Raw genomic sequence first — 24255 nt, forward strand, 5'->3', positions numbered from 1 at the left:
GTGAAATTCTGCAGTTAATTGTAATTCACGAGAAAACTCAGACATAAAAAATCGGCCTTAAAATAAATTTAAGACCGATTATGAAGGCTGCCAAGGATCGTTCAAGTCCCTTAAACGATCGGCATTACAACAACTAGGTGGGCGTTTTATTATTTAATATACATTTAAGAACGTAACTCTGGATTACTTCTTGTTGCGGTTTTTCACTGCACCTAACAGACGCTTGCGTTGACGCTCTTGAGACATAGTTAGTTTGCCACCACGATCTTCAAATGGGTTTTCGCTATTCTGGAATTGAATACGAATTGGAGTGCCCATAATTTCTAAAGACTTACGGTAGTAGTTCATTAAGAAACGTTTGTATGAAGATGGTAATTCTTTCACTTGGTTACCGTGAATAACGATAAGCGGTGGATTGTAACCACCTGCGTGAGCGTATTTTAGCTTCACACGACGGCCACGAACCAATGGTGGTTGGTGATCATCTTGTGCCATTTTCATGATACGAGTTAGAACAGAAGTACCAACACGCTTAGTCGCAGAAACGTATGCTTCTTGAACCGATTCATACAAGTGACCAACACCTGTACCGTGTAGTGCAGAAATAAAGTGAATACGAGCAAAATCAACAAAACCTAAACGGCGATCAAGTTCAGATTTTACTTTTTCTTTCACATCGTTATCTAAACCATCCCACTTGTTCACAGCAATTACTAATGAACGACCCGCATTCAGTGCAAAACCAAGTAGACTTAAATCTTGATCTGAGATGTTTTCACGAGCATCAATAACCAATAGAACAACGTTTGCATCTTCAACGGCTTTTAATGTTTTAATTACAGAGAATTTTTCTACGGTTTCGTTAATACGGCCACGACGACGAACACCCGCAGTATCAATTAATACGTATTCTTGACCTTCACGTTCCATAGGAATGTAAATAGAGTCACGAGTTGTACCAGGCATATCGTAAACCACCACACGTTCTTCACCAAGAATACGGTTAGTCAGTGTCGATTTACCTACGTTTGGACGCCCAATGATCGCAAGTTTAATCGGTTGGTCCTGAAGGCGAGCAAAATCTTTCTCTGCATCTTCTTCAGTTAGCTCTTTCTCTTCGTCTTCAAAATCTTCAAATTCAGTTAAATCAGTGATTTCACCGTTTTCATCTTTCAAAGACTCTTCAACAAGCTCTTCCATAAAAGGAGCTAGAGCAAGTTCAAGTAAAGACGTTACACCACGACCGTGTGAAGCTGCAATTTGGTACACTTTGTTCATACCTAATTGCCAGAACTCTGCACTTGCAGCATCTGCATCAATACCATCGATCTTGTTAACAACTAAGAACGTTGGCTTTTCACGTGAACGTAAGTGTTTTGCGATGGCTTCATCTGCAGATGTTAAACCAGCACGACCATCAACCATAAATAGCACAACATCAGCTTCTTCAATCGCAGCTAATGACTGTTCTGCCATTTTAGTTTCAACGCCTTGTTCTGTTCCATCGATACCGCCGGTATCAATCAGAATGAATTCTTGCTCTTCTAATTTAGCTCGTCCGTATTTACGGTCACGAGTTAAGCCAGGAAAGTCAGCAACTAATGCATCCCTTGTGCGTGTAAGACGGTTAAATAGCGTCGATTTACCAACATTTGGACGCCCTACCAGAGCAACAACAGGAATCATATATACCTCTTTATTTAATCATAGGCATAGCGCGAGCTAATACCAATTTGATGATGGTTTTGACTGATTGATTACACATAAAGCCATCACCAAATTGGATTATCTTTCACTATCTAAAAACAATAAAAGGCCCCAAAACCAAAAGGACTTGGAGCCAATTCACAATTATAGCAAATAAATATTATTTAATTCGCATTTTTTTGATATCGCCTTCGCGAGTCACAACGAGGAAGCTGTCTTCAACTAAAATTGGAGAAACAGCAATACCATCACTGTCTATCTCTTGTTGAGACATAAACAGTCCAGTATCTCTATCTAACCAATGTAAATAACCTTCGCTATCCGCTAAAACAATATAGCTATCAATGATCATTGGTGATGTTAATTGACGATACTCTAGCTCTTCGTTGCTCCAAAGTTCAGTACCACTTCGAGCATCAACAGCAACAACGTGATCTTTTTCTGTTACTAAGAAGAGTCGCTTACCATCAGATGACATATTCATGGCTGATGAATAATTGCGTTTCCATACCGGTTGGCCGGTACGTAAATCCAACGCAATTAACTGGCCATTGTAGCCAATAGTAAATAGTCGCCCACCAAGGATCAGTGGTGATGCATCAACATCAACCAAACGATCAATTTCTGTTGCACCTTTTGGTGTACCAACTGGTTGTTGCCATAATAGTTGACCTTTTGAAATCAACGCTGCCGCTAAGCGACCATTCGACATGCCCCAAAACACCCCACCTGAAATGCTCACAGGAGCACTATCACCACGAAGTGTTAAGTTTGGTACTTCACTATTGATTTGCCATTGCTCCACACCCGTTTCTGCATCAAAAGCTATTAATGCTCCACGACTGGTATGAACCATGACGTAACCTTCATCAGCCAGTGGTTTAGCTAATACTTCACCATCTACCTTCTCACGCCATAACTCTTCACCCGTTTCTGCATCAAGAGTGATAAGCTCACCATTTTCAGAACCAATAAAGACTTTACCGTAAGTCAGTGTTAAACCACCAGATAATCGAGCGGTATCATCTTGCTCTAAATCTCTTTCCCAAATGGTCTTGCCATTTTCAGGATCCAGAGCTTTAACAAGACCATCTCGACTAGCAACGTATATTTTTTGATAAGCATATACTGGTGTTAGACGTGAAAAATAATGTCCAACACCATCACCAATTGAACTTGTCCATTCCGTTGTTGGTTCAAATTGATTCTGAACAACAGGAACCGGTGCCATTACGATTGTATCTTCTTCACTCGCACAGCCAAAAAGCATCGAGAAACCAAAGGTACATAACGCCGCTTTTTTTAACACCTTACGCATTCAGTTGTCCTTACTCAGCTAAATCATCCAGTTTCATTTGAACTGCTTGGTTCATGCCAGCTTGAAGTGCTTCAGTGTAAGAAGAACGAGCTGTAGCAATATCACCTTGACGAAGTGCAATGTCACCTTTTAATTCAGCAACACGAGCAGCCCAGCTTGCTGGTTTAACATTAGCTAATGTTGCTAATGCAGCATCAAAGTTACCTTGTTCTGCTTGAATACGAGCAGAACGAACTTGAGCCATTGCTGTTAATGATTCGTCTTTGCTGTTACTAGCAACCCAATTTAATTGCTCAAGCGCATTTTCAAGTTGACCAGCTTCTACTTGTACTTTAGCTAACTGAAGTGCCGCTAATGATGCATATTCACTGCTTTTATTTGCATCAATAAATGTTTGTGTAGATTCAACCGCATCTGCACCAGAAGCTTGTAACGCAGTTAGCGCTCTTTCATAGGCAGCAGAAGCTGTTTCTTTCGCAGTGATCTGTGATGATTGGTAATATTTCCAACCCAAGATTGCACCAATACCAACAACACCACCAATAACGACAGCCTTGCCATTTTCTTTCCACCAACTTTTAATGGCTTCAACTTGTTGTTCTTCAGTTTCGTAGGCTTCCACGTCCTATCCTCTTAAATCAATTCAGCTAATTTTGTGAATACGTCTGATTGTGGCAGAGTCACTTGCTCGCCATTACGTAAATCTTTAACGTTAACTGTTTGCTCTGCAACTTCAGTTTCACCTAGGATTAGGGCTACTGCTGCACCTGCATTATCAGCACGTTTAAATTGCTTTTTAAAATTACCACCACCGAAGTGACACATAACTCGTAAGCCTGGAACTTGTTCACGTAGTGATTCAGCCAGTTTCATACCAGCCATAAGTGTACCTTCACCAGCGGTTACCATGTATACGTCAACAGAGCGACGAACGTCTGTTAATTCTAATGTTTCCATTAAAAGAACAAGACGTTCTAAGCCCATAGCAAAGCCAACTGCTGGTGTTGTTTTACCACCAAGCTGCTCAACTAGACCATCGTAACGACCACCACCACATACTGTACCTTGAGCACCTAAACTTTCAGTAATCCACTCAAAAACAGTACGGTTATAATAATCTAAACCGCGAACTAAACGTTCATTAACTTGATATTGGATGCCAGCAGCGTCAAGTAGTTCACATAATCCAGAAAAATGTGCTTTAGAATCGTCATCTAAGTATTCTGATAGCTTAGGTGCATCACCTAAAATAGCTTGAACATCAGGGTTCTTAGTATCTAATACACGCATTGGGTTTGTGTGCATACGACGCTTACAATCTTCATCTAATACATCTAAATGTTGCTCTAAGAAAGCAACTAATGCTGTACGGTAGTTAGCACGAGCTTCTAGTGAACCAATTGAGTTCAACTCTAGACGGACGTGTTGATCGATACCCAGTTCACGCCATAAACGAGCTGTCATCATGATCAATTCAGCATCAACATCAGGGCCGTTTAAGCCAAAAACTTCAACACCTACTTGGTGGAATTGACGGTAACGACCTTTTTGAGGGCGTTCATGACGGAACATTGGACCCATGTACCATAAACGTTGCTCTTGGTTGTACAGTAAACCATTTTCAATTCCTGCACGAACACAACCCGCTGTACCTTCTGGACGAAGAGTCAAGCTATCGCCATTACGGTCTTCAAACGTATACATCTCTTTTTCTACAACATCAGTTACTTCACCGATAGCACGTTTAAATAGATGAGTTTGCTCAACAATTGGCATACGAACTTCGTTATAACCATATGCGCTGATAACGCGTTTTACGCTACCTTCAACTTTTTGCCACAATGGAGACTGTGTTGGAAGGCAATCATTCATGCCTCGAATTGCTTGGATTGTTTTAGCCACGTTTACTTCCCAATGGGTTTGTTTATATCTACTACCAATCAGTCGATCTGATTGATATCAATTTGGTTTTCTTTTGATAACGTTGCCGCTTTTGCGCGGATCTTTGCTTCTAGTTGATCAACAATGTTGTCGTTATCAAAGCGCTCTTTCTGACGTACTCCGTCTTCATAAAAAGCACTCTTACGGTTACTGCCCGCGATACCCATATGTGAAACTTCGGCTTCACCAGGGCCATTTACTACACATCCAATAAGAGAGACATCCATTGGTGTGATTAAATCTTCTAAACGTTGCTCAAGTTCATTCACTGTTGCTATCACGTCGAACTCTTGACGAGAGCACGTTGGACAAGCAATGAAGTTAATACCACGAGAACGAATACGCAATGATTTTAAGATATCAAAACCGACTTTGATCTCTTCAACAGGATCCGCAGCTAAAGAAATTCGTAATGTGTCACCGATACCTTCAGATAACAGCATACCCAAACCAACCGCTGATTTAACCGAACCAGCACGAGCGCCACCCGCTTCAGTTATGCCTAAATGTAATGGTTGAGCAATTTGTTTTGCTAATAAACGGTATGAATCAACCGCAAGGAAAACATCAGATGCTTTTACACTTACTTTAAATTGATCAAAATTAAGACGGTCTAAAATATCAACATGACGCATTGCTGATTCTAATAACGCTTCTGCTGTTGGTTCTTTGTATTTTGCTTGAATGTCTTTTTCTAATGAGCCGCCATTAACACCGATTCGAATTGGAATGTTTTTATCACGAGCACAATCAACTACTGAGCGAATACGCTGTTCATTACCAATATTACCAGGGTTAATACGTAAACAATCAACACCATACTCCGCAACTTGGAGAGCAATACGGTAGTCAAAATGAATATCGGCAACCAGCGGCACTGATACCTGTTGTTTAATTAGTTTGAATGCTTCAGCAGCGTCCATTGTCGGTACAGAAACTCGAACAATATCTGCGCCTACTTTTTCAAGTGATTTAATTTGAGCAACAGTTGCATCTACATCAGTAGTGCGTGTATTCGTCATTGATTGAACGGCAATGGGTGCACCATCACCAATAGGAACATTACCCACATAAATGCGAGTAGATTGACGGCGTTTAATTGGGGACTCTATATGCATGGAATCAACTCATTATTGAGGTAGGGTTAATCGTGCAACTTTACCTGCAGGGTATGCAGATAAATCAACAGGTTTGCCTTTGTAAGTAAGTGTTACCGCATTTGGAGCGCCAATAACTAACTTATAAGGTGCTTTACCTGTTAATTTTAGTGTTTGATTCGATTTTTTCACACCCGAGTACAGGCGATTATTTGAAGCGTCTTGTACTTGTAACCAGCAATCACTACTAAATGTAATAACAACATCTTCAGTAACAACAGCTTTTTCAGCTACTGGTTCTTCTTTTTTAGCTTCTACAGGAACTTCAGGAGCTTTAATGGTTTCTTTTTCAAGCGTTTTCGAATCAGTCTCTAGCTCTGAAATATTAGTATCTAATTGAAGCATTTCAGCCTCATCTAATGCTGGAGCTGTTTCTTCGGTTTGAGGGGCATCAGCTTTAGTTTCTTCAACTTGTTCCATTGATTTAGCGGTTTCAACTTCTGCAATTAATTCTGCATCATTGGCACTCTCTAGTTGTGCTTGCTCTTGCCACCACCACAATACTGACATACCTAAAATCAACGCAAAAATAACCCACGTTAGTTTCATAATACGGTTATCGTGTTTCTCTCTCTTCGTTTTGCGAGAAAAACTTTGCATATCATGTTGTTCTATTTGAGCTTTACCAAGTTGATCTAATGCATCAAGCACTTTTTGTTCAGGAACATTAACCACTTTTGCATATGAACGATAGTAACCACGGGTAAACGTGGCTAGTTTACCCATGTCAAACTGATCCGCTTCAATTTGCTCTAGCACTTCTACGCGTAAACGCAGTCGTGAAGAGATATCTTCAAGCGTTAAATTTAATTCTTCTCGAGCCTCTTTAAGCAATAGGCCAGGTGCGATAAATGTTTCTACTGTTTCTTCAATATGTTCTGTCGTCATGATTTATATAATTCTGATATTCTCGCGAGTCCGGATACTCTTTTCCCAGAATATTTGCGTATTTTTTAACTAAATGCGCATTGCCTGCTTTTTTTTCTAATTCTATGAGTAAGCTTAGGCTAACTGGTTTGTATCCGTACTTCTTATTAAATTTAAACAGCGAAATTCTCGGTTCGGAATAATTACCTTCGTCAATATTCAATTTAGCCAATTGAAGGGTCGAACGAATCCGATTCGGATCATGAGCTAACGAGCGCTCAAAATACGTTTTTGCTGTCACTTTATCCCCACTACTTAATGCACACATCGCTGCATTTTCATAACTTGCCGAGACAAGATAGTAGTAAGGTTGGTCTATTGCTTGAGTAAACTTCTCTTGAGCTTCCTCATATCGGCCCTTTTTACATAGAAAAACGCCGTAGTTATTTAATACATTACCATTTTTTGACGAATAACGTAATGCTCGTTTGTATGCCTTTTCAGCTAAATCGTCTTCTTCTACTTGTTGATAATAATAAGCGAGGGAGGTTTGAGAGCGGTAATAGTCGGGAGCGTATTGTACAGCCAGTTCCAAATTCTCGCGAGCTTTCATCATATCGCCCGCATTTAAGTAGCTTAATCCAAGTGTAATTCGAGCTTCAGCAGCTCGAATTACCTCTTCTTTGGTCATTTCATCGGCTTTGTCAACAGTGACGCAACCAGCACTCGTTAACAATCCAATCGTTAATAGTGCTGCACTCCATTTTCTCATCCTGCTTTCCCTTGCTGTAATACACCAAGATTAAACAGTTTTTACAGGGATTGCCTCACCTTGCTGTTTAACTTTAGTGCGTTTAGTTCTGTCGATTACATCACCAACTAATTGACCACAAGCAGCATCGATATCATCGCCACGAGTTTTACGAATTGTCACGGTATAGTCGTATTCCATTAAGGTTTTCATGAAACGATCAATACGTGAGTTACTTGGTTTCTTATATGGTGACCCAGGATAAGGGTTAAATGGAATCAAATTAATCTTCGCAGGCGTATCTTTTAGCAATTCTGCGAGTTGTCTTGCATGATCCATATCGTCATTAACATGATCAAGAAGAACATACTCAACCGTTACACGACCACGGTTTGCATTTGATGATGCAATGTAACGACGAACTGAAGCTAAAAACGCATCAATATCCCAACGATCATTGATAGGCATAATTTGGCTACGAAGTTCATCAGTTGGTGCATGCAGCGAAATCGCTAATGCAACATCAATTTTGCCTGTCATTTGGTCAAGACCAGAAACAACACCTGATGTAGAAACCGTTACACGACGCTTAGATAGAGCAAAACCTAAATCATCTAGCATAATTTCTAATGCAGGAATTAGGTTTTTCATGTTAAGTAATGGCTCACCCATCCCCATCATTACTACATTAGTAATTGGACGACGACCCGTTTCTTTTTCTAGACCAATTTCACGAGCTGCACGCCAGATTTGACCCACAATCTCAGAAACTTTTAGGTTACGGTTAAAGCCTTGTTGAGCTGTTGAACAGAATTTACACTCTAATGCACAACCAACCTGTGAAGATACACAAAGCGTTGCACGGTCACCATCTGGGATGTATACCGTTTCTACGTCTTGATCGCCAACTTTCATCGCCCACTTAATCGTGCCATCAGATGAATGTTGTGCTTCTGATACGTAAGGTGCGCGAATTTCACACTTGTGCTTTAGTTTTTCACGAAGCTTTTTATTGATGTTGTTCATTTGATCGAAGTCATCACAACCAAAGTGATACATCCACTTCATTACTTGATCTGCACGGAAGGCTTTCTCTCCTAATTCCTCAGAAAAAAATGCTCGAAGTCCTTTACGATCAAAGTCCAGTAGATTGATTTTAGCTGTAGTCATGTTGCCTCTCTGATAAATGACATCACCGCGAATATGGGCGCAGAATTGTACAGCCTTTGAGAGGATATTACTAGAGGTTCGAGGTTCGAGGTTCGAGGTTCGAGGTTCGAGGTTCGAGGTTCGAGGTTCGAGGTTCGAGGTTCGAGGTTCGAGGTTCGAGTAAGAGAATGTAGAGTATCTACAAAAAAGAAAACTGATTCTGAAATTAATTACAATGCTCGAGCTTTCAACAAAACAAGCTCCCTTTATTCTTTAGGGAGCTTGCGAACGTTCTAGGCTCTCGTCCCCATTATTCCACTGGACGTGGGCAGATTTCATCTTCAGCAAAGAAATACGCAATCTCACGTGCAGCAGATTCTGGACTATCAGCACCGTGAACAGAATTGTAACGCATGCTAATTGCATAATCCGCTCGTAGTGAGCCACATGCTGCTTCTTCTGGGTTAGTTTTACCCATTAGCTCACGGTAGCGTACAACCGCATTTTCACCCTCAAGAACTTGAACCATTACAGGTCCTGACATCATGTATGCCACTAATTCATCAAAAAACTCTTTTCCTTCATGCTCAGCATAAAAGCCTTCTGCTTGTTCTTTAGTTAAACGAAGCATTTTAGCAGCAACGATTTGCATACCTGTTTTTTCAATACGACGGTAAATAGCACCAATTAAATTACGCTTAACGGCATCTGGTTTTACAATTGAAAAAGTACGTTCTATTGTCATTCTACTTTCCTTTAGATTTCTTTTACTTCTTATATTAATTTCAATCAGTACTTATTTATCTAATACTAATCACAGTAAGTCAATGCTCAGAAATAGCAAAGAAAAAAGACTTGAGAACAAGACGGAATTTTTCGATAAGTAGTGACTCTAAAATCAAAAAACAACGCCGTTATCGAGCATTTTAACAAGCTAGGATGAGCAGTTATTTACTACAACTACTATAAATACTGATAGGAATTACCTGTTAAAAAAGAAGACCGAGCGAGCTCGATCTTCATTTTAATTATTTAGTTAAGATATTAGCAAGTGTTCTTACACCCACTCCGGTCGCACCGGCAGCCCACTTATCAGATGGCGCTGTGCGATACGTCGCTGAACAGTCCATATGAATCCATCCTTTCTGATAATCTTCAACAAAGTAAGATAAAAAGCCTGCGGCAGTACTTGCACCCGGTGAATATGGACCTGAGCCAATATTCGCTAAATCAGCAAAGTTTGATGGCAGCATAGCGCGGTGGAACTCCATCAATGGTAAGCGCCATAGACCTTCATTCTCTTCTTGAGCCGCATTTAACGCTTTTTGGCTCAATGCTTCATCAAAGCTTAATAATGAATGGAAATCATTACCTACAGCCATTTTCGCTGCACCCGTTAGCGTCGCACAGTCAATAATAAGTTCAGGCTTTTGCTCTGATGCAAACTGAAGACCATCAGCCAGAACTAAACGTCCTTCTGCATCCGTATTTAGAATTTCTACCGTCTTACCATTTTTATAAGTGATGATATCACCTAACTTTAATGCTCGACCTGAAATCATATTTTCAGCACAACATAAAATCAGCTTAACACGTTTATCTAAACCACGAAGAATGGACATCGCAAGACCTGCTGTCACTAATGCAGAGCCTCCCATATCCGCTTTCATCGATGCCATACCTGCAGATGGTTTAATACTGTAACCACCAGAATCAAACGTAATGCCTTTGCCGACTAAACAAGCAAATACTGGCGCATTTTCGTCTCCAGTAGGGTTATAGTCTAACTGTAACATTGCAGAGGTACGTTCTGAGCCACGACCTACGGCATAAATCCCCGTCCAACCTTGAGTCAGAAGATCTTTATCTTTTACAATCTTAGTGGTGACTGTGCCTTCTGGAGCAACAGATTTAATAAACTCTGCAGCCATAGTAGCAAGTTGACGAGGAGCGACTTCTTCAGCCGTTTTATTAATGATTTGACGAGTCCAATTCGTGGTTAGAATTCGAGCGTTTAACTCTTTTTCATCATTTTCACTCAATGCAGCCCAACTCACATCATCGCTATTTTTAGAGTCACGGAAACCTTGAATAAATGACCAAATCGATTCAAGGTCCCAATCAGTGCCATCAAGCTCAACAGCGGTTAAACCTTGTGAATTTAATTTACGAGCCGCTCGCTGGATAAGACTGTATACGTCACTTTCAATACAATGAATAACGGCAGCTTCAGAAGTAAAAGACAATATAGCTTTGTCTCCCCAATGAGCAGGGGCTGCGATTGATGAAAGTTGTACAGTCATCTTTTGTGACATGGTGTATCTCCTTTAAATACGCAATAACTCCATAACATCATTTAATTGCATATGATTATTTATATTGCGTGAATGTCGAACGGTATAAATGAATAAAACATCCATCTTTTTATACAATTTGCCTACTTTACACTAGCGATACAAGGTATTTCACTAAAATGTAAGAGGTAGATCCAAGCAGGTGATGGGATTTTATACTTTCTAAAAGCGAATCATAAATGGTAAAAAACTAATCCCATTCATCCATCCAACATAATACGATGGCTTCTAGCACTTTTTCACCAGAATGCTTAGGATCATCATCAAAATCTTCTAGTTCTAATACCCATTGGTATAAATCAGTAAAACGCACTGTTTTTGGATCGGTATCTGGGTATTTATCTAGTAATTCAATTGCAATATCTCTCGAATCAATCCATTTCAAACTCATAATAAACTCCTTATTATTTTGATTTGCTATTTGTTAGCTAATAAAAAAGGCAAGCTTGAGGGGAGTAATTACTTACTTCTCAATACTTGCCCTCTTATCTACTTTAACTTAATAGAAGAAAGATTAATGATCTTCTGATGCTAAGTTTAGAGTATATTTTGGAATTTCTACCACAAGGTCTTCTTGTGCAACTAAAGCTTGGCAACCTAAGCGAGATTCAGGCTCAAGTCCCCATGCTTTATCTAACATATCATCTTCTAATTCGTCGCTTTCCTCTAGTGAGTCAAAGCCTTCACGAATAATAACGTGACATGTAGTACAAGCACATGATTTCTCACACGCATGCTCAATGCCAATGCCGTTTTTTAAAGCAACATCTAAAACACTGTCGCCTTCATTTGCTTCAAGAACCGCCCCTTCTGGACATAATTCTTCATGTGGTAGAACGATAATTTTTGGCATTTCTATACCTCATCAATAGATTGACCAGCCAACGCAGCTCGAATTGAGGCGTCCATTCGACGCGCTGCAAATTCTTGACTTGCTTCATCAGCCTTTTTAATTCCATCTTCAATTGCTTGCGCATCAGTACCTTGACGTAATGTGATTAACGCTTCAATTGCTTGTAAAATTTCTGCTTGCTCTTCTTTTGACAGTAACGCATCACCATCATTATTAAGCGCAACAACTAACCCTTCAATAACTCGATCCGCTTCTACTTGCTGTTCAGCCAATGCACGTGCTTGCATGTCTTCTTTTGCGTACGTCATTGAGTCTTTAAGCATGTTAGCTACCTCATTATCACTTAAACCATAAGACGGCTTAACTTGAATATGAGATTGAACGCCAGTGCTCTTTTCCATTGCAGTAACAGAAAGTAAACCATCAGCATCAACTTGGTAAGTTACACGAATATGTGCAGCACCCGCCGCCATTGGTGGGATACCTTTTAAAGAGAAACGAGCTAAAGAACGACCGTCTTCAACCATCTCTCGTTCACCTTGAACAACGTGCACCATCATGCCAGTTTGCCCATCTTTAAATGTGGTGAACTCTTGAGCTTTTGCTACAGGGATCGTGGTATTACGTGGAATGATCTTTTCAACAAGTCCACCCATGGTTTCAATACCGAGAGAAAGTGGAATAACATCAAGCAGTAACATTTCAGAATCAGGTTTGTTCCCCACTAAGATATCCGCTTGAATCGCGGCACCAATTGCAACAACTTGATCTGGGTCGATGCTGGTTAATGGCGTTTGACCAAAGTAATCACCAACAGAAGTACGTACAAATGGCGTTCGTGTTGAACCACCCACCATAACCACTTCCATCACTTCTTCTGAAGTAATATCCGCATCTTTAAGTGCACGACGACATGCCATTAGGGTCTTTTTAATCAAAGGTTGAATTAGACTATTGAAAAGCTCAACGCTAATCTCACCGCTCCAATCTTTAAAACTGATCTTAACGTTATCACTATCAGATAATGCAACTTTTGTTTGTGTTGCTAATGTCAATAATTCACGTTGTTCTTGGCTTGATAGCGAGCTAGTTATACCTGCTTGCTCTTTAATCCACTGAGCTAGAACATGGTCGAAATCATCACCGCCTAACGCAGAATCACCACCAGTTGCAAGCACTTCAAATACGCCTTTAGATAAGCGTAAGATTGAAATATCAAACGTACCACCACCTAAATCGTAAACGGCAATAACACCTTCTTGACCTGAATCTAAGCCGTATGCGATTGCCGCTGCAGTCGGTTCATTTAGTAGACGAAGAACATTTAGGCCTGCTAATGTCGCAGCATCCTTAGTACCTGCACGTTGCGCATCATCAAAATAAGCAGGAACGGTAATTACTACCCCTTCTAACTCACCACCTAGTGTATCTTGAGCACGACGTGATAACGATTTTAAGATTTCAGATGATACCTGAATAGGGTTAACTTCACCTTGAGCGGTTTGAATTACTGGTAATCCATTTTCACTTTCTGAAAATTGATATGGAAGCTCAGGATAACGAGCTTGGATATCTTTAAGTGAACGTCCCATTAAACGTTTTACAGAAATAATGGTATTTTGTGGATCCATTGCTGCAGATTGGTATGCATTCATGCCTACACAAATTTTATCTTCTTGATACTGAACAACAGATGGCAAAATAACATTACCTTTCATGTCTGGTAATGTTTTAGCTTCACCGCTTCGAACTGAAGCAACCAAAGAGTTTGTTGTTCCTAAATCAATACCTACCGCCAGTTTATGTTGGTGCGGTACAGCACTTTGTCCTGGTTCAGCAATCTGTAATAACATGAAAGTATCCTTCGTTTATCTCATTAACCCCAAAAGAGTTAACCTAATAATTTCTCTTCTAACTGCTCAACTTCTTGATTCAGTTTTTCAATAAATTTGAGCTTTCGAACGCTCTGAGCGGCTTCAATCCATGCTTCGTTTTTCAATAGTTCTTGCAGTTGAACTAACTGTGATTTACGCATTGCTGTTACATTCTCAGCAAAATCAAACAAAGCACTTTCAGGATCTGAGCTTGATGGTAATGACTCTAACTCTTCACGCAGTTCCATTTGTTGCATTAAAAACATAGGATCTTGCATTGTGGTTTGTTCACCACGAATATCATGACCTTGCTCTGAAAGTATGTATTCAGCTCGTGATACTGGATTTTTTAATGTTTGATACGCATCATTAATTTGCGCAGCTTTTTGAATGGAAAGTAAACGGTCACGCTCTGAAGACGTTGCAAAATTATCTGGATGAAAGCGTTTTTGCAACTCTCTAAATTGAAGAGAAAGAAGGCCACCATCCAGTTCAAACTGGTTCGGTAGCCCAAATAATTCAAAATGATTCATAAGTAATGTTTTGCTCTATACGTTGAAGCTTTCACCACACCCACATTCACTTTTTACGTTCGGGTTGTTGAATTTAAAGCCTTCATTTAGACCTTCTTTTGCAAAGTCTAATTCAGTGCCATCCATATAAGCTAAGCTTTTTGGATCGATAATGATTTTCACACCAAACTGTTCGAAAACTTGGTCTTCTTCGTTTAGCTCATCAACAAATTCAAGAATATAAGCCATACCCGAACAACCAGAGGTTCTTACGCCTAAACGTAAACCAACGCCTTTTCCTCGGTTTTCAAGAAATTTTTGTACACGGCTTGCCGCTGCTTCGGTGACTGAAATGGCCATACTGCAACCTTTACTTTTTGTTTGTGGTCATGGGAGTCATTAATTATTAACGACATTACTCAATAATAAAGCACCTTTTATTAATAAAACAAATAATAAAGGTGCTTTATCTAACCAAAAATAATTAATCTTGGTGTTTATTACGGTAATCAGATACCGCTGCTTTGATTGCATCTTCTGCAAGAATTGAGCAGTGAACTTTCACTGGTGGTAACTCAAGCTCTTCTGCAATTTCAGCATTTTTAAGTGCTGCAGCTTCGTCTAGTGTTTTACCTTTTACCCACTCAGTAACTAGTGAGCTTGATGCAATTGCAGAACCACAACCGTATGTTTTGAATTTTGCATCTTCGATAACACCTTCTGGAGATACTTTGATTTGTAGTTTCATAACATCACCACAAGCCGGAGCACCAACCATGCCGCTACCCACTGATGGGTCGTCTTTTTCAAATGAACCAACATTACGAGGGTTTTCGTAATGGTCGATTACTTTTTCGCTATAAGCCATGATATATACCTCTAAATTCTGTAACGTCCGTGTTTTAGTGGTGTGCCCACTCAACCGTGTTTAAGTCGATGCCTTCTTTGTACATGTCCCACAGTGGTGACATATCACGCAGTTTGTTTACTGCTTGGCTAATTTGTGAAACCGCGTGGTCGATCTCTTCTGCTGTTGTGTAACGACCAAAAGAGAAACGAATCGAACTGTGTGCTAGCTCATCATTTAAACCTAATGCACGTAGTACATATGAAGGTTCAAGACTTGCTGAAGTACATGCAGAACCAGAAGATACTGCAAGGTCTTTAAGAGCCATTAATAGAGACTCACCTTCAACAAATTCAAAACTGATGTTCAAATTGCTTGGTACACGTTGGTCTAAATCACCATTAATGTGTACTGCTTCCATATCTTTAATGCCATCCAATAAACGGTCACGCATTGCTAAGCAGTGATCGTAATCTTTTTGCATTTCTTCTTTTGCAATACGGCAAGCTTCACCCATACCAACGATTTGGTGTGTTGCTAAAGTACCAGAACGGAAACCACGCTCATGACCACCACCGTGCATTTGTGCTTCTAAACGAATGCGAGGTTTACGACGAACATATAATGCGCCGATGCCTTTAGGGCCATAAATCTTATGTGCTGATAGTGAAATTAAATCAACTTTAACTGCTTGTACATCTAGAGGGATTTTACCCGCAGATTGTGCCGCATCAACATGGAAAATAATTTTACGAGAACGACATAATTCGCCAATTGCAGTAATGTCTTGAATTACACCAATTTCGTTATTTACATGCATAATTGAAACAAGAACAGTATCATCACGCATCGCTGCTTCAAGCTTAGCTAGGTCGATAAGACCATTTGATTCAGGCTCAAGGTAAGTTACCTCATAACCTTCACGCTCAAGTTGACGACATGGGTCAAGAACCGCTTTATGTTCTGTTTTACAAGTAATGATGTGCTTACCTTTCTTATTATAGAAATGCGCAGCACCTTTAATTGCTAAGTTGTCAGACTCAGTAGCGCCTGATGTGAATACGATTTCACGAGGATCAGCATTCAATAGATCGGCAATATTTTCACGTGCAGTATCAACCGCTTCTTCAGCCTGCCAGCCGTAACGGTGTGAGCGTGATGCAGGGTTACCAAAGTAACCATCCATTGTCATGTATTGAACCATTTTATCCGCTACACGTTTATCAACAGGACACGTAGCCGAATAATCAAAGTAAATTGGCAGTTTCATTTTCATCTCCAAAAATACAGACGTTTGACCGTTAAGAACGGACATTAACACCCACAGAATTTGTTAATTTTGAATTCGTAGTTAAGCCATTTGTTATGGCAAGATCAACATTTTGTCGATCAGATATTTGCTGAACTTCATTATCTTGCATCAGTTCACCAAGCGTAATACCGTCTAAGAAAGTACTGATTCGAGAACTTAGATCACGCCACAATGTGTGCGTTAAACAACGCGTGCCACCTTGGCAGCCTTCTTTTCCGTGACATTTGGTTGCATCAACTGATTCATCAACAGCTGAAATAACCATTCCAACTGCAATTTGCTCAGCTCTTAATCCTAAGCGATAACCACCACCAGGACCTCGAACGCTTGCAACCAAACCTGCTTTGCGTAATCTAGAGAATAATTGTTCAAGATAAGATAATGAAATCCCTTGGCGCTCTGATATATCAGCAAGCGGCACTGGTCCTTCTTGGGCATGAAGTGCAACGTCTAACATTGCTGTTACTGCATACCTTCCCTTTGAAGTTAATTTCATAAGTTACCTCATATCCACACTATTCGTATGGAATGAAGTTTCCCATACCTGACTATTTTGGTCAAGTATTTATCCTACTATTTTAGTCAAGTACTTACTATTTGATATTACTTGTCTTTCATACTGCGTTCTACGGCGGTTAATACACCGCGTAAAATGCGTAATTCTTGAGTTTCTGGACGTGTGCGGTTAAACATACGACGCATTTTATTCATTACCTGACCTGGATGTGCTTTATTTATAAAGTCGGTGTTCGTCATCACTTTTTCAAGGTGTTCGTAGAATAATTCCAGTTCATGGTTTAAAGGGTAATCCGCTTCTTTTGATTCGCCTTTATATGCTTGACTGTCTAACCATGCAACGCGTGCTTCGTAACTAATAGTTTGCACTGCCATTGCTAAATTTAAAGAGCTGTATTCAGGGTTGGCTGGAATACATACATGGAAATGACACTTTTGTAACTCTTCATTGGTCAAACCGACTCTTTCACGACCAAATACAAAAGCAATTGGATGTGTTGGCGCTTCTTCAATAGCTTTAATACCAGCTTCTCGTGGTTCTAACATTGGCCATTCAAGTGTTCTTGAACGAGCACTTGAACCAATAACTAGACCACAATCAGAAATGGCTTCATCTAATGTATCAACAACACGTGCGTTATTCGCAATGTCACTTGCTCCTGCAGCTAAAGCAATGGCTTGGCCATCCACTTCACACTCAGGTGCAACAAGTACCATATTAGTTAACCCCATCACTTTCATCGCGCGAGCAGCTGAACCAATATTTCCTGAATGGCTAGTTCCTACAAGAACAATACGAATTTTATCTAACATGTTATTTCCCATCTAATGAAAAGAGCCGCCGGATACTAACATAAAGCAATACGGCTTTCTCCTTTATCTCGCTGAGATTTTAACCTTGGATCGCTTTTTTTTTAATAAAGAGAATGAATGAACAAAAAATAAACACTTCCTTTTTATAATAAGTCTGTGTATACTCGCCGCCGATTTCTGTTCTTTAACATCTTTTGGGATATTACTATGCATCCAATGCTAAACATTGCTGTACGTGCTGCACGTAAAGCTGGTGACTTTGTTGCTAAATCTTTTGAGCAAACTGACAAAATTGAAACAACAAAGAAAGGCAACAACGAATTTATTACGAACATCGAAGCCGATGCTCAATACATTCTTGTTGACATGATCAAGAAATCTTACCCTGATCACAGCATCATTTCTGAAGAGTCTGGCCTAATTGAAGGTAAAGACACTGACATTCAATGGATCATTGACCCATTAGATGGCACGACTAACTTCGTTAAAGGTATCCCACACTTCTCTGTTTCTATTGCTGTTCGCATCAAAGGCCGTACAGAAGTCGCTTGTGTATACGATCCAATTCGCAATGAACTATTTACTGCTCAACGTGGTGCTGGTGCTCAACGCAACAACCAACGTATGCGCGTTAAAGAGTTAAAAGATCTTAGCGAAGCTATCATCTCTACAGGTTTCCCATACCGTCACAAACAACACTCTGAAAGCTTCATGAAAGTGGTTAGTGCACTATTCATCGAAGGTTCTGACGTTCGCCGTACTGGTTGTGCATCTCTAGACTTATGTTACTTAGCATCAGCTCGTATGGATGGTTTTGTTGAACTAGGTCTTAAGCCTTGGGAAATGTCTGCTGCTGACTTAATTGCTCGTGAAGCTGGTGTTATCTGTACTGACTTCGTTGGCGGTACTGATTACCTTAAATCTGGTAACCTAGTTGCTGGTAGCCCACGTGTTGTTAAAGCGATGCTTAAAAAAGTTCGTGAAAACGGCAACGAAGCAATGATGAAGTAATTTCATTTATTGATTTAAAAAAAGGGAAGACAGGTTATCTGTCTTCCCTTTTTTATTATAAAAATCAAAAATTCCAACCAAACTCAGTAAATAGTTTTTTCCACGTATCATCAAAATCCGCTTTAATCACGATATCCTCCCCCGTTATTGGATGAGTAAAATTCAATTCAGATGCGTGAAGTAACAAACGGTGGCTATCCAATTTTTCTTTAAATAAACGATTATGCTTTCCATCGCCGTGGCTTGTATCACCAACAATTGGGTGACGTAAATGTGCCATATGACGACGAAGTTGATGCTTTCTACCTGTATGTGGTTTTAACTCCATCAAACAATATCGCGTGGTTGGAAACTTACCTGTTGAATAAGGTAACTCCACTTTAGCTAACGGTTTATACTCAGTGATCGCTTCTTTAGCTTCGACTTCTTGTGATGCCTTTTTATCTGCAATTTTATCGAGTTCTTTTTTTAATGGATAATCAAGCGTGTCCGCCTCTTCAATCCATCCACGAACAATCGCATGATAGGTTTTCTTTATTTCTCTGCTTGCGAAAAGTGGAGATACTTGTGCAGCAATCTCGCTTGATAAAGCAAAGAATAATATTCCTGATGTTGGTCTGTCTAAACGATGTAATGGAAACACATGCTGACCAATTTGATCACGTAACGTTTGCATCGCAAATACCGTTTCGTGCTTATCAAGCCATGAGCGGTGTACTAACATTCCTGCAGGTTTATTAATCGCAATTAAATGTTCATCACGATAAACAATCTCAAGCTCTATTGGCTCAACTTGTTCTTCTAATAACTCATCATTCACAGCTGTAATTTCTTCTGTATTCACTTCATTTACCTAATGCATCAATGGCATGACATAAGCGTACAATCTCGTTATACCCTTCAATATCCTTTAATGCTTCTTCAATATAGGGAGCAATTGAGAACCCTTTTGGCGTCGGTTTATTATTCTCAATTAGATAATTCATCTTAGGGATAAAAATCCACTGCAACCACTCAGATGCAGATAGAGTATCAATGGCAAACGGCTCTGTACTTGATAAATCGGCTATCGATGGTGACGTACGTTGCCAGTGCCCATGATGTTCTAATTGCTGAGCTAACTGCTCTAATAATGTTGATAATTCTAACGATGTCGTCATATCCGATAAAACTCGCACTCTCTGATACTTTTGATGACAAAGGATACCATCTTATCAAGGCTTGGGTATAATCACGACATTACCCATAAAATAAGACATATCATGGATCAGATTTATACGCTTACCCAACTGATACAGCAATCAGATTGTGAATACACGATTTATGACTTAGGTCGCCGTGTTCAACCTATCTCAAATAAACAATTTGAATCTATTGAAGCTGGACAGCAACCTTATCCTTACCCATTACAACGTCATGCTCATTTAGCTATCGCTTATTGGAATGAGACAAAACAACCTTGGATTTGGTTTTTAAAACTGCCTTTAGATGAACGAAGTCTACTGCAACAAGCTGATATAGGTAATTTTATTAAGTACGTTATCGAAGCGATTGGGGTGTCATTAAGCGGCGATTTAAGCGAAGAGCAACAACAAAAGTTGTCAAATAACCCTTATACCTTTAAGCCTAAAGATGACAAGATGGCAATGTTTCATAGTTTCTTGCGTGCGGAATTAGCACAGCCTATGAGTCAATACTATGATCATGCGAAAACTTATCTTTCGGGTATAAACGGTTGGGATAACTGGCAATTTGTGGGAATGCAAGGGTTAGCAGATGTATGTGCAAATCTAGATAAAGACAACAACAGTACTGCACTTCGCAAATCGCTGTCTCATTTACCGACAACGGTTTTATACGCCACATTAGGCTACTTAGAACACATCAATTTGCCTGAAAAATTAGCACAAAAGCAATTAGAAACAATCCAAGAGCTATGCAACGACAAAGAATCTGATCTGTTTCTATTATCTGCACATATTCGTGCACTTTCTGGGGCAGATAAGAATACTTTAATTAAAGCACTGACTTTAATTTTATCGAGTGAGCGTCTAAGCCACCCTGAAGTTCTTGTCGCTATTGCTGGTCGTTGCTGGAGTGGATTAGAGGATCTGTCTGTTGCTAATCTTTTCTTATTACGATTGGCTCAAACGGGTGATCAACAGCTATTTAATCAGTTGTTTGCTGATTTAGTAATGCAACCGAAACTTCGTATGTGCATGCTTCAGATCCTTCATGGAGAAGCGGATCCTAAACTGGCTAACGCTTTATTAAAATTGCAGCAAACCACCAAGAGTTAAGATATGGATAATCTACTTGCGATATTAGCACTAACCCTATTCTGCTTTCTTTTTTGGCAACAAAGAAGGCAATCGGAATATGCTCACCAAGCTATTCAACATTATTGTAAAAAAATGGAATTACAGCTGCTTAGTGTCGCAAGAGGTGCTTACGGTATTCAATTACCTGACGGTAAAAAGCGTCTACATACTATTTATGAATTCGAGTTTTCTTCCGTGGGAGATGACCACTACACAGGTAAATTGATCATGATAGGCTTTAAAGCCGCAAAGTTTAATTTACCTCCGTATCGCATGGCTGAAGAATACTAATGAAAACTGGGCTAGCACATAGTATTGCTGCTAGCCCAATTCCCCCCTTATTTTATATCCTTTTGGTTACCACCATGCTTCCCACATAGCACCAACAGCAAAAGTATCTTGTTTACCCGTTTCTCCACGAGTTAAATCCACTTCTGTATTTGAGTCACCAACGGTTGCGTAAAATCTCAACATTGGTCTTGCACCTGAATCCATATCAAAGCTAATATTTTGAGATAAGGTGACTTTCCAAGCATCGTTTTGTCCGCTTTGATTATCAAAATCAACCACTGAATAACCCGCTTCTAGCCATGTTGAGTGAATGTTATTCCATGCATAAGTGGGACGCACAATGGCACTGTAGTTAGCTCGGTCATCTTGACTCTCATTTTTATCTTCTAATGATTGATAACCAACTAAATATTCAATATTAGTTTGATTACTCATCACTAACTTACCTTCTAGCTGCATCAACAACGTCGATAAATCTTCTGTCTTATTAAAAATATTGTTATCAACGTTATTACCATAGCGAGTCACAAACTTATTACTCAGCATTCCAACACTATGATTTAACTCAAGCGCCAATTGGTACGAGTCAATATCATCGACATAACACTGCTTATCTACACCAGTTCCTGTACAAGTTTGCGTGTTCTTGTCAGTTTCAGTATTTTTAGAGGAAAAACCATAGTTCGCATAGAAAGAAAGATCTAATGCGTCCGTTAAATTAATTCCATGTAATTTAGATGTAATTGCGTAATTACCACTGTCACCAGTACCACCACCATCAACAACTTGTGCAACTGCAGCCATATCGAATTTCACGTTACCAAACTCAAGGTTTTTAATACCAGCACCTTGAGAATCATTCATCATCCAGAAGTAATCGTTTAATCCTGTCTGTGGTCGGTTATGGAAATCTCGACCAGCCCAAATATAAGCATTAGGTTGAGATTCAAAGACATTCGTCGCCCCCGCATAGAATTTCTTCAAGCCAACCTCATCCCCCCAATGCTCTAGCATGACAACCACATCCCAAATGGTGCCATTATCAGAAACAAATCCTTTTGCAAACTGAAACTCACCGCCATTGCCTTCATTACCTAAACGACCAGCAGCATTACCAATTAATTGGCCATCAGCTGAGACGTATTTTTGTGTATCATCAGAAAAATGAAATCCATAACGAGCATAACCAGAAAAAACGATCCCATCAGGGATTTTGGTTTCAGGAGAAATAACTAAAGGTTGTTGATCATCTAATTGAATATTATCTAATGGATCTGTTTCAGCAAAAGTAGAAAATGAAGAAAGGGTCGCAGTAACAGCCAGAGCAACAGGTAATAATTTCATTATAATTCCTTAATAAATATTAAAACAGCAATTTAAAATCATCATGAACATTATCGAATTATATTTACGACTCATTCATGAACTAATTAAATTATTTACTGTTATATTATTAATATTCAACAATCATAATTTTTAAATATTAACCTGATCACGCACGTTTTATATTTATATATATTTTATTTTTAGCTTTTTAAGAGATATCTATTCAATAAAAACAAAAAAGCACCAATTAATCGATGCTTATTGAAAATAAAATAGTTTAATTAATATCCTTTGTTGATTCACGAACAATTATATTACCTTTTAATATTTCAGTTGTTGCTTTTACTTCTTTATCAGAAATCAATCTTAATGCTTTATCCATTGCCAACTGAGTTACTTTTTGAATAGGAATATTAATCGTTGTTAATGCTGGAGATAAAAATGCAGAGATCTCATCATTATCTATCCCAACGATGGAAATATCTTCAGGAACACGAATATTCATCTCTTTTAAGGCTTTAATTGCACCGAGTGCTAAATGATCATTAAAACAAAAAATAGCGGAAATATCTTGTGAACGCTTCAGCAATTCCTTACATGCTTGATACCCATCTTCTAACTTACCATTCTTTACTATAGTTAAGTTATCATCATAAGTAATACCATGTTTTTCAAGGGTTTCTTTCGCTCCTTTCAAACGAATTTGACCAGTACTGGATGTCATATTAAGAGTAATAATTGCAATGTTTTTATGCCCTAATTCAACAAGATGCTCAATAGCCATTTGACTTGCATTATATTGGTCAAAAGCAACAGCGTGCCCTAAGCCATCAGGTAAGGTTCGATTAATTACCACAAGTGGGATTGGCAGTTTTTTCTGAATTTCACAATAATCATCAGCCGTCATCGTACGGCTATAAATTAAAATAGCATCACACTTTCTTGCCACTAATGAATTAATGGCTTCGATTTCAGTTTCAACTTGATTATGACCGTCAGTGACGATTAATTGCTTTCCTGACTCTTCTGCAATTCTTGTCGCTTCTTTGAGTAAAATACCAAAATAATAACCGTCAAAGAACGACACAATAAGGCCAATACTATTAGAACTATTTGTTGCCAATGCTTGAGCGACAAGGCTCGGTTTATAGTCTAATGTTTCCATTGCATCAAAAATCAGTTTTTTTGTTTCTTCTTTTACTGGACCTTTTCCATTCATTACTCGAGAAACGGTCGCCTTAGAAACACCTGCAAGCTTACATACGTCATTGATTGTTGCCATTGAGCCCTCAAAAATATGTAGATGAAATTAGCGTAATAATAGCTAAGTTATTA

The 24255-nt window shown here is 39.3% G+C and carries 26 protein-coding genes; 3 read left to right on the plus strand and 23 right to left on the minus strand.

The annotated features are described in order from the left end of the window. Positions 1-183 precede the first annotated feature (183 nt). The 19 genes from der to trmJ form a co-directional block, all read right to left on the minus strand. A complete protein-coding gene (der, locus tag HC728_RS16850; RefSeq protein ID WP_005417948.1) occupies positions 184-1686 on the minus strand; it encodes a ribosome biogenesis GTPase Der in 1503 nt (500 codons plus the stop codon). A 181-nt stretch (positions 1687-1867) separates the two neighbouring features. Beyond that, positions 1868-3025, minus strand: coding sequence for an outer membrane protein assembly factor BamB (gene bamB, locus HC728_RS16855; RefSeq protein WP_005417946.1), 1158 nt, complete (start codon positions 3023-3025; stop codon positions 1868-1870). A 10-nt stretch (positions 3026-3035) separates the two neighbouring features. Further along, a complete protein-coding gene (locus tag HC728_RS16860) occupies positions 3036-3647 on the minus strand; it encodes a tetratricopeptide repeat protein (RefSeq protein ID WP_054776006.1) in 612 nt (203 codons plus the stop codon). A gap of 11 nt (positions 3648-3658) precedes the next feature. Next, complete coding sequence (gene hisS, locus HC728_RS16865; protein WP_005417932.1) at positions 3659-4927, minus strand: histidine--tRNA ligase; 1269 nt, start codon at positions 4925-4927, stop codon at positions 3659-3661. A gap of 38 nt (positions 4928-4965) precedes the next feature. Beyond that, complete coding sequence (gene ispG, locus HC728_RS16870; protein ID WP_005417930.1) at positions 4966-6084, minus strand: flavodoxin-dependent (E)-4-hydroxy-3-methylbut-2-enyl-diphosphate synthase; 1119 nt, start codon at positions 6082-6084, stop codon at positions 4966-4968. 12 nt (positions 6085-6096) lie between these two features. Further along, positions 6097-7011: a RodZ domain-containing protein gene (locus HC728_RS16875; RefSeq protein ID WP_005417929.1), complete on the minus strand. Its 915-nt coding sequence runs from the start codon at positions 7009-7011 to the stop codon at positions 6097-6099. Next, positions 6992-7762: a type IV pilus biogenesis/stability protein PilW gene (gene pilW / locus HC728_RS16880; RefSeq protein WP_005417928.1), complete on the minus strand. Its 771-nt coding sequence runs from the start codon at positions 7760-7762 to the stop codon at positions 6992-6994. The genes HC728_RS16875 and pilW overlap by 20 nt, the downstream gene beginning before the upstream one ends. A 30-nt stretch (positions 7763-7792) precedes the next feature. After that, the gene (locus HC728_RS16885) at positions 7793-8911 is read right to left on the minus strand and encodes a bifunctional tRNA (adenosine(37)-C2)-methyltransferase TrmG/ribosomal RNA large subunit methyltransferase RlmN (protein ID WP_005417927.1); all 1119 of its coding nucleotides are present in this window, start codon (positions 8909-8911) and stop codon (positions 7793-7795) included. Positions 8912-9200: 289 nt separating this feature from the next. After that, positions 9201-9635: a nucleoside-diphosphate kinase gene (gene ndk, locus HC728_RS16890; RefSeq protein WP_012534215.1), complete on the minus strand. Its 435-nt coding sequence runs from the start codon at positions 9633-9635 to the stop codon at positions 9201-9203. Positions 9636-9918: 283 nt separating this feature from the next. Then, positions 9919-11205, minus strand: coding sequence for an aminopeptidase PepB (gene pepB / locus HC728_RS16895; RefSeq protein ID WP_065623539.1), 1287 nt, complete (start codon positions 11203-11205; stop codon positions 9919-9921). A gap of 229 nt (positions 11206-11434) precedes the next feature. Continuing rightward, positions 11435-11635, minus strand: a complete 201-nt coding sequence (gene iscX, locus HC728_RS16900; RefSeq protein ID WP_005417922.1) for a Fe-S cluster assembly protein IscX — start codon at positions 11633-11635, stop codon at positions 11435-11437. 123 nt (positions 11636-11758) lie between these two features. Further along, the gene (gene fdx, locus HC728_RS16905) at positions 11759-12097 is read right to left on the minus strand and encodes an ISC system 2Fe-2S type ferredoxin (protein WP_005417920.1); all 339 of its coding nucleotides are present in this window, start codon (positions 12095-12097) and stop codon (positions 11759-11761) included. A 2-nt stretch (positions 12098-12099) separates the two neighbouring features. After that, positions 12100-13950, minus strand: coding sequence for a Fe-S protein assembly chaperone HscA (gene hscA / locus HC728_RS16910; protein ID WP_012534025.1), 1851 nt, complete (start codon positions 13948-13950; stop codon positions 12100-12102). A gap of 38 nt (positions 13951-13988) precedes the next feature. Beyond that, positions 13989-14504, minus strand: a complete 516-nt coding sequence (gene hscB, locus HC728_RS16915; RefSeq protein ID WP_011261361.1) for a co-chaperone HscB — start codon at positions 14502-14504, stop codon at positions 13989-13991. Positions 14505-14519: 15 nt separating this feature from the next. Beyond that, complete coding sequence (gene iscA, locus HC728_RS16920; RefSeq protein ID WP_005417916.1) at positions 14520-14843, minus strand: iron-sulfur cluster assembly protein IscA; 324 nt, start codon at positions 14841-14843, stop codon at positions 14520-14522. 124 nt (positions 14844-14967) lie between these two features. Further along, positions 14968-15351 carry a Fe-S cluster assembly scaffold IscU gene (iscU, locus tag HC728_RS16925; RefSeq protein WP_005417914.1) on the minus strand — a complete coding sequence of 128 codons (384 nt, stop codon included), beginning with the start codon at positions 15349-15351 and terminating at the stop codon, positions 14968-14970. Between the two features lie 34 nt (positions 15352-15385). After that, positions 15386-16600 (minus strand): IscS subfamily cysteine desulfurase, encoded by a 1215-nt coding sequence (locus HC728_RS16930; protein ID WP_026029255.1) that lies wholly within the window; start codon positions 16598-16600, stop codon positions 15386-15388. 31 nt (positions 16601-16631) lie between these two features. Next, positions 16632-17138 carry a Fe-S cluster assembly transcriptional regulator IscR gene (gene iscR / locus HC728_RS16935; RefSeq protein ID WP_054776010.1) on the minus strand — a complete coding sequence of 169 codons (507 nt, stop codon included), beginning with the start codon at positions 17136-17138 and terminating at the stop codon, positions 16632-16634. Between the two features lie 107 nt (positions 17139-17245). Then, on the minus strand, positions 17246-17971 hold the full coding sequence (gene trmJ, locus HC728_RS16940) for a tRNA (cytosine(32)/uridine(32)-2'-O)-methyltransferase TrmJ (protein ID WP_005417908.1): 726 nt from the start codon (positions 17969-17971) through the stop codon (positions 17246-17248). A 207-nt stretch (positions 17972-18178) separates the two neighbouring features. Here trmJ and suhB point away from each other — a divergent pair, with 207 nt between their 5' ends. Then, positions 18179-18982 (plus strand): inositol-1-monophosphatase, encoded by an 804-nt coding sequence (gene suhB / locus HC728_RS16945; RefSeq protein ID WP_017018643.1) that lies wholly within the window; start codon positions 18179-18181, stop codon positions 18980-18982. A gap of 64 nt (positions 18983-19046) precedes the next feature. Here suhB and truC read toward each other — a convergent pair whose 3' ends face one another. Together truC and HC728_RS16955 are read right to left on the minus strand one after the other, a co-directional pair. Then, positions 19047-19826 (minus strand): tRNA pseudouridine(65) synthase TruC, encoded by a 780-nt coding sequence (gene truC / locus HC728_RS16950; RefSeq protein WP_188863758.1) that lies wholly within the window; start codon positions 19824-19826, stop codon positions 19047-19049. Position 19827: 1 nt separating this feature from the next. Continuing rightward, the gene (locus tag HC728_RS16955; RefSeq protein WP_017018645.1) at positions 19828-20142 is read right to left on the minus strand and encodes a YqcC family protein; all 315 of its coding nucleotides are present in this window, start codon (positions 20140-20142) and stop codon (positions 19828-19830) included. Between the two features lie 102 nt (positions 20143-20244). On the opposite strand from HC728_RS16955, the gene HC728_RS16960 reads away from it, so the two are divergent. Together HC728_RS16960 and HC728_RS16965 are read left to right on the plus strand one after the other, a co-directional pair. Further along, positions 20245-21282 carry a DUF3549 family protein gene (locus HC728_RS16960; protein WP_190395791.1) on the plus strand — a complete coding sequence of 346 codons (1038 nt, stop codon included), beginning with the start codon at positions 20245-20247 and terminating at the stop codon, positions 21280-21282. A 3-nt stretch (positions 21283-21285) separates the two neighbouring features. Next, positions 21286-21594: a DUF3301 domain-containing protein gene (locus tag HC728_RS16965; protein WP_065621584.1), complete on the plus strand. Its 309-nt coding sequence runs from the start codon at positions 21286-21288 to the stop codon at positions 21592-21594. A 66-nt stretch (positions 21595-21660) separates the two neighbouring features. On the opposite strand, the gene HC728_RS16970 is transcribed toward HC728_RS16965, so the two are convergent. Further along, a complete protein-coding gene (locus HC728_RS16970; protein WP_190395792.1) occupies positions 21661-22938 on the minus strand; it encodes a carbohydrate porin in 1278 nt (425 codons plus the stop codon). A 259-nt stretch (positions 22939-23197) separates the two neighbouring features. Next, the gene (locus HC728_RS16975; RefSeq protein WP_190395793.1) at positions 23198-24202 is read right to left on the minus strand and encodes a LacI family DNA-binding transcriptional regulator; all 1005 of its coding nucleotides are present in this window, start codon (positions 24200-24202) and stop codon (positions 23198-23200) included. Positions 24203-24255 lie beyond the last annotated feature (53 nt).

Source organism: Aliivibrio sp. S10_S31, from assembly GCF_014694495.1.
Lineage (GTDB): Bacteria > Pseudomonadota > Gammaproteobacteria > Enterobacterales > Vibrionaceae > Aliivibrio > Aliivibrio fischeri.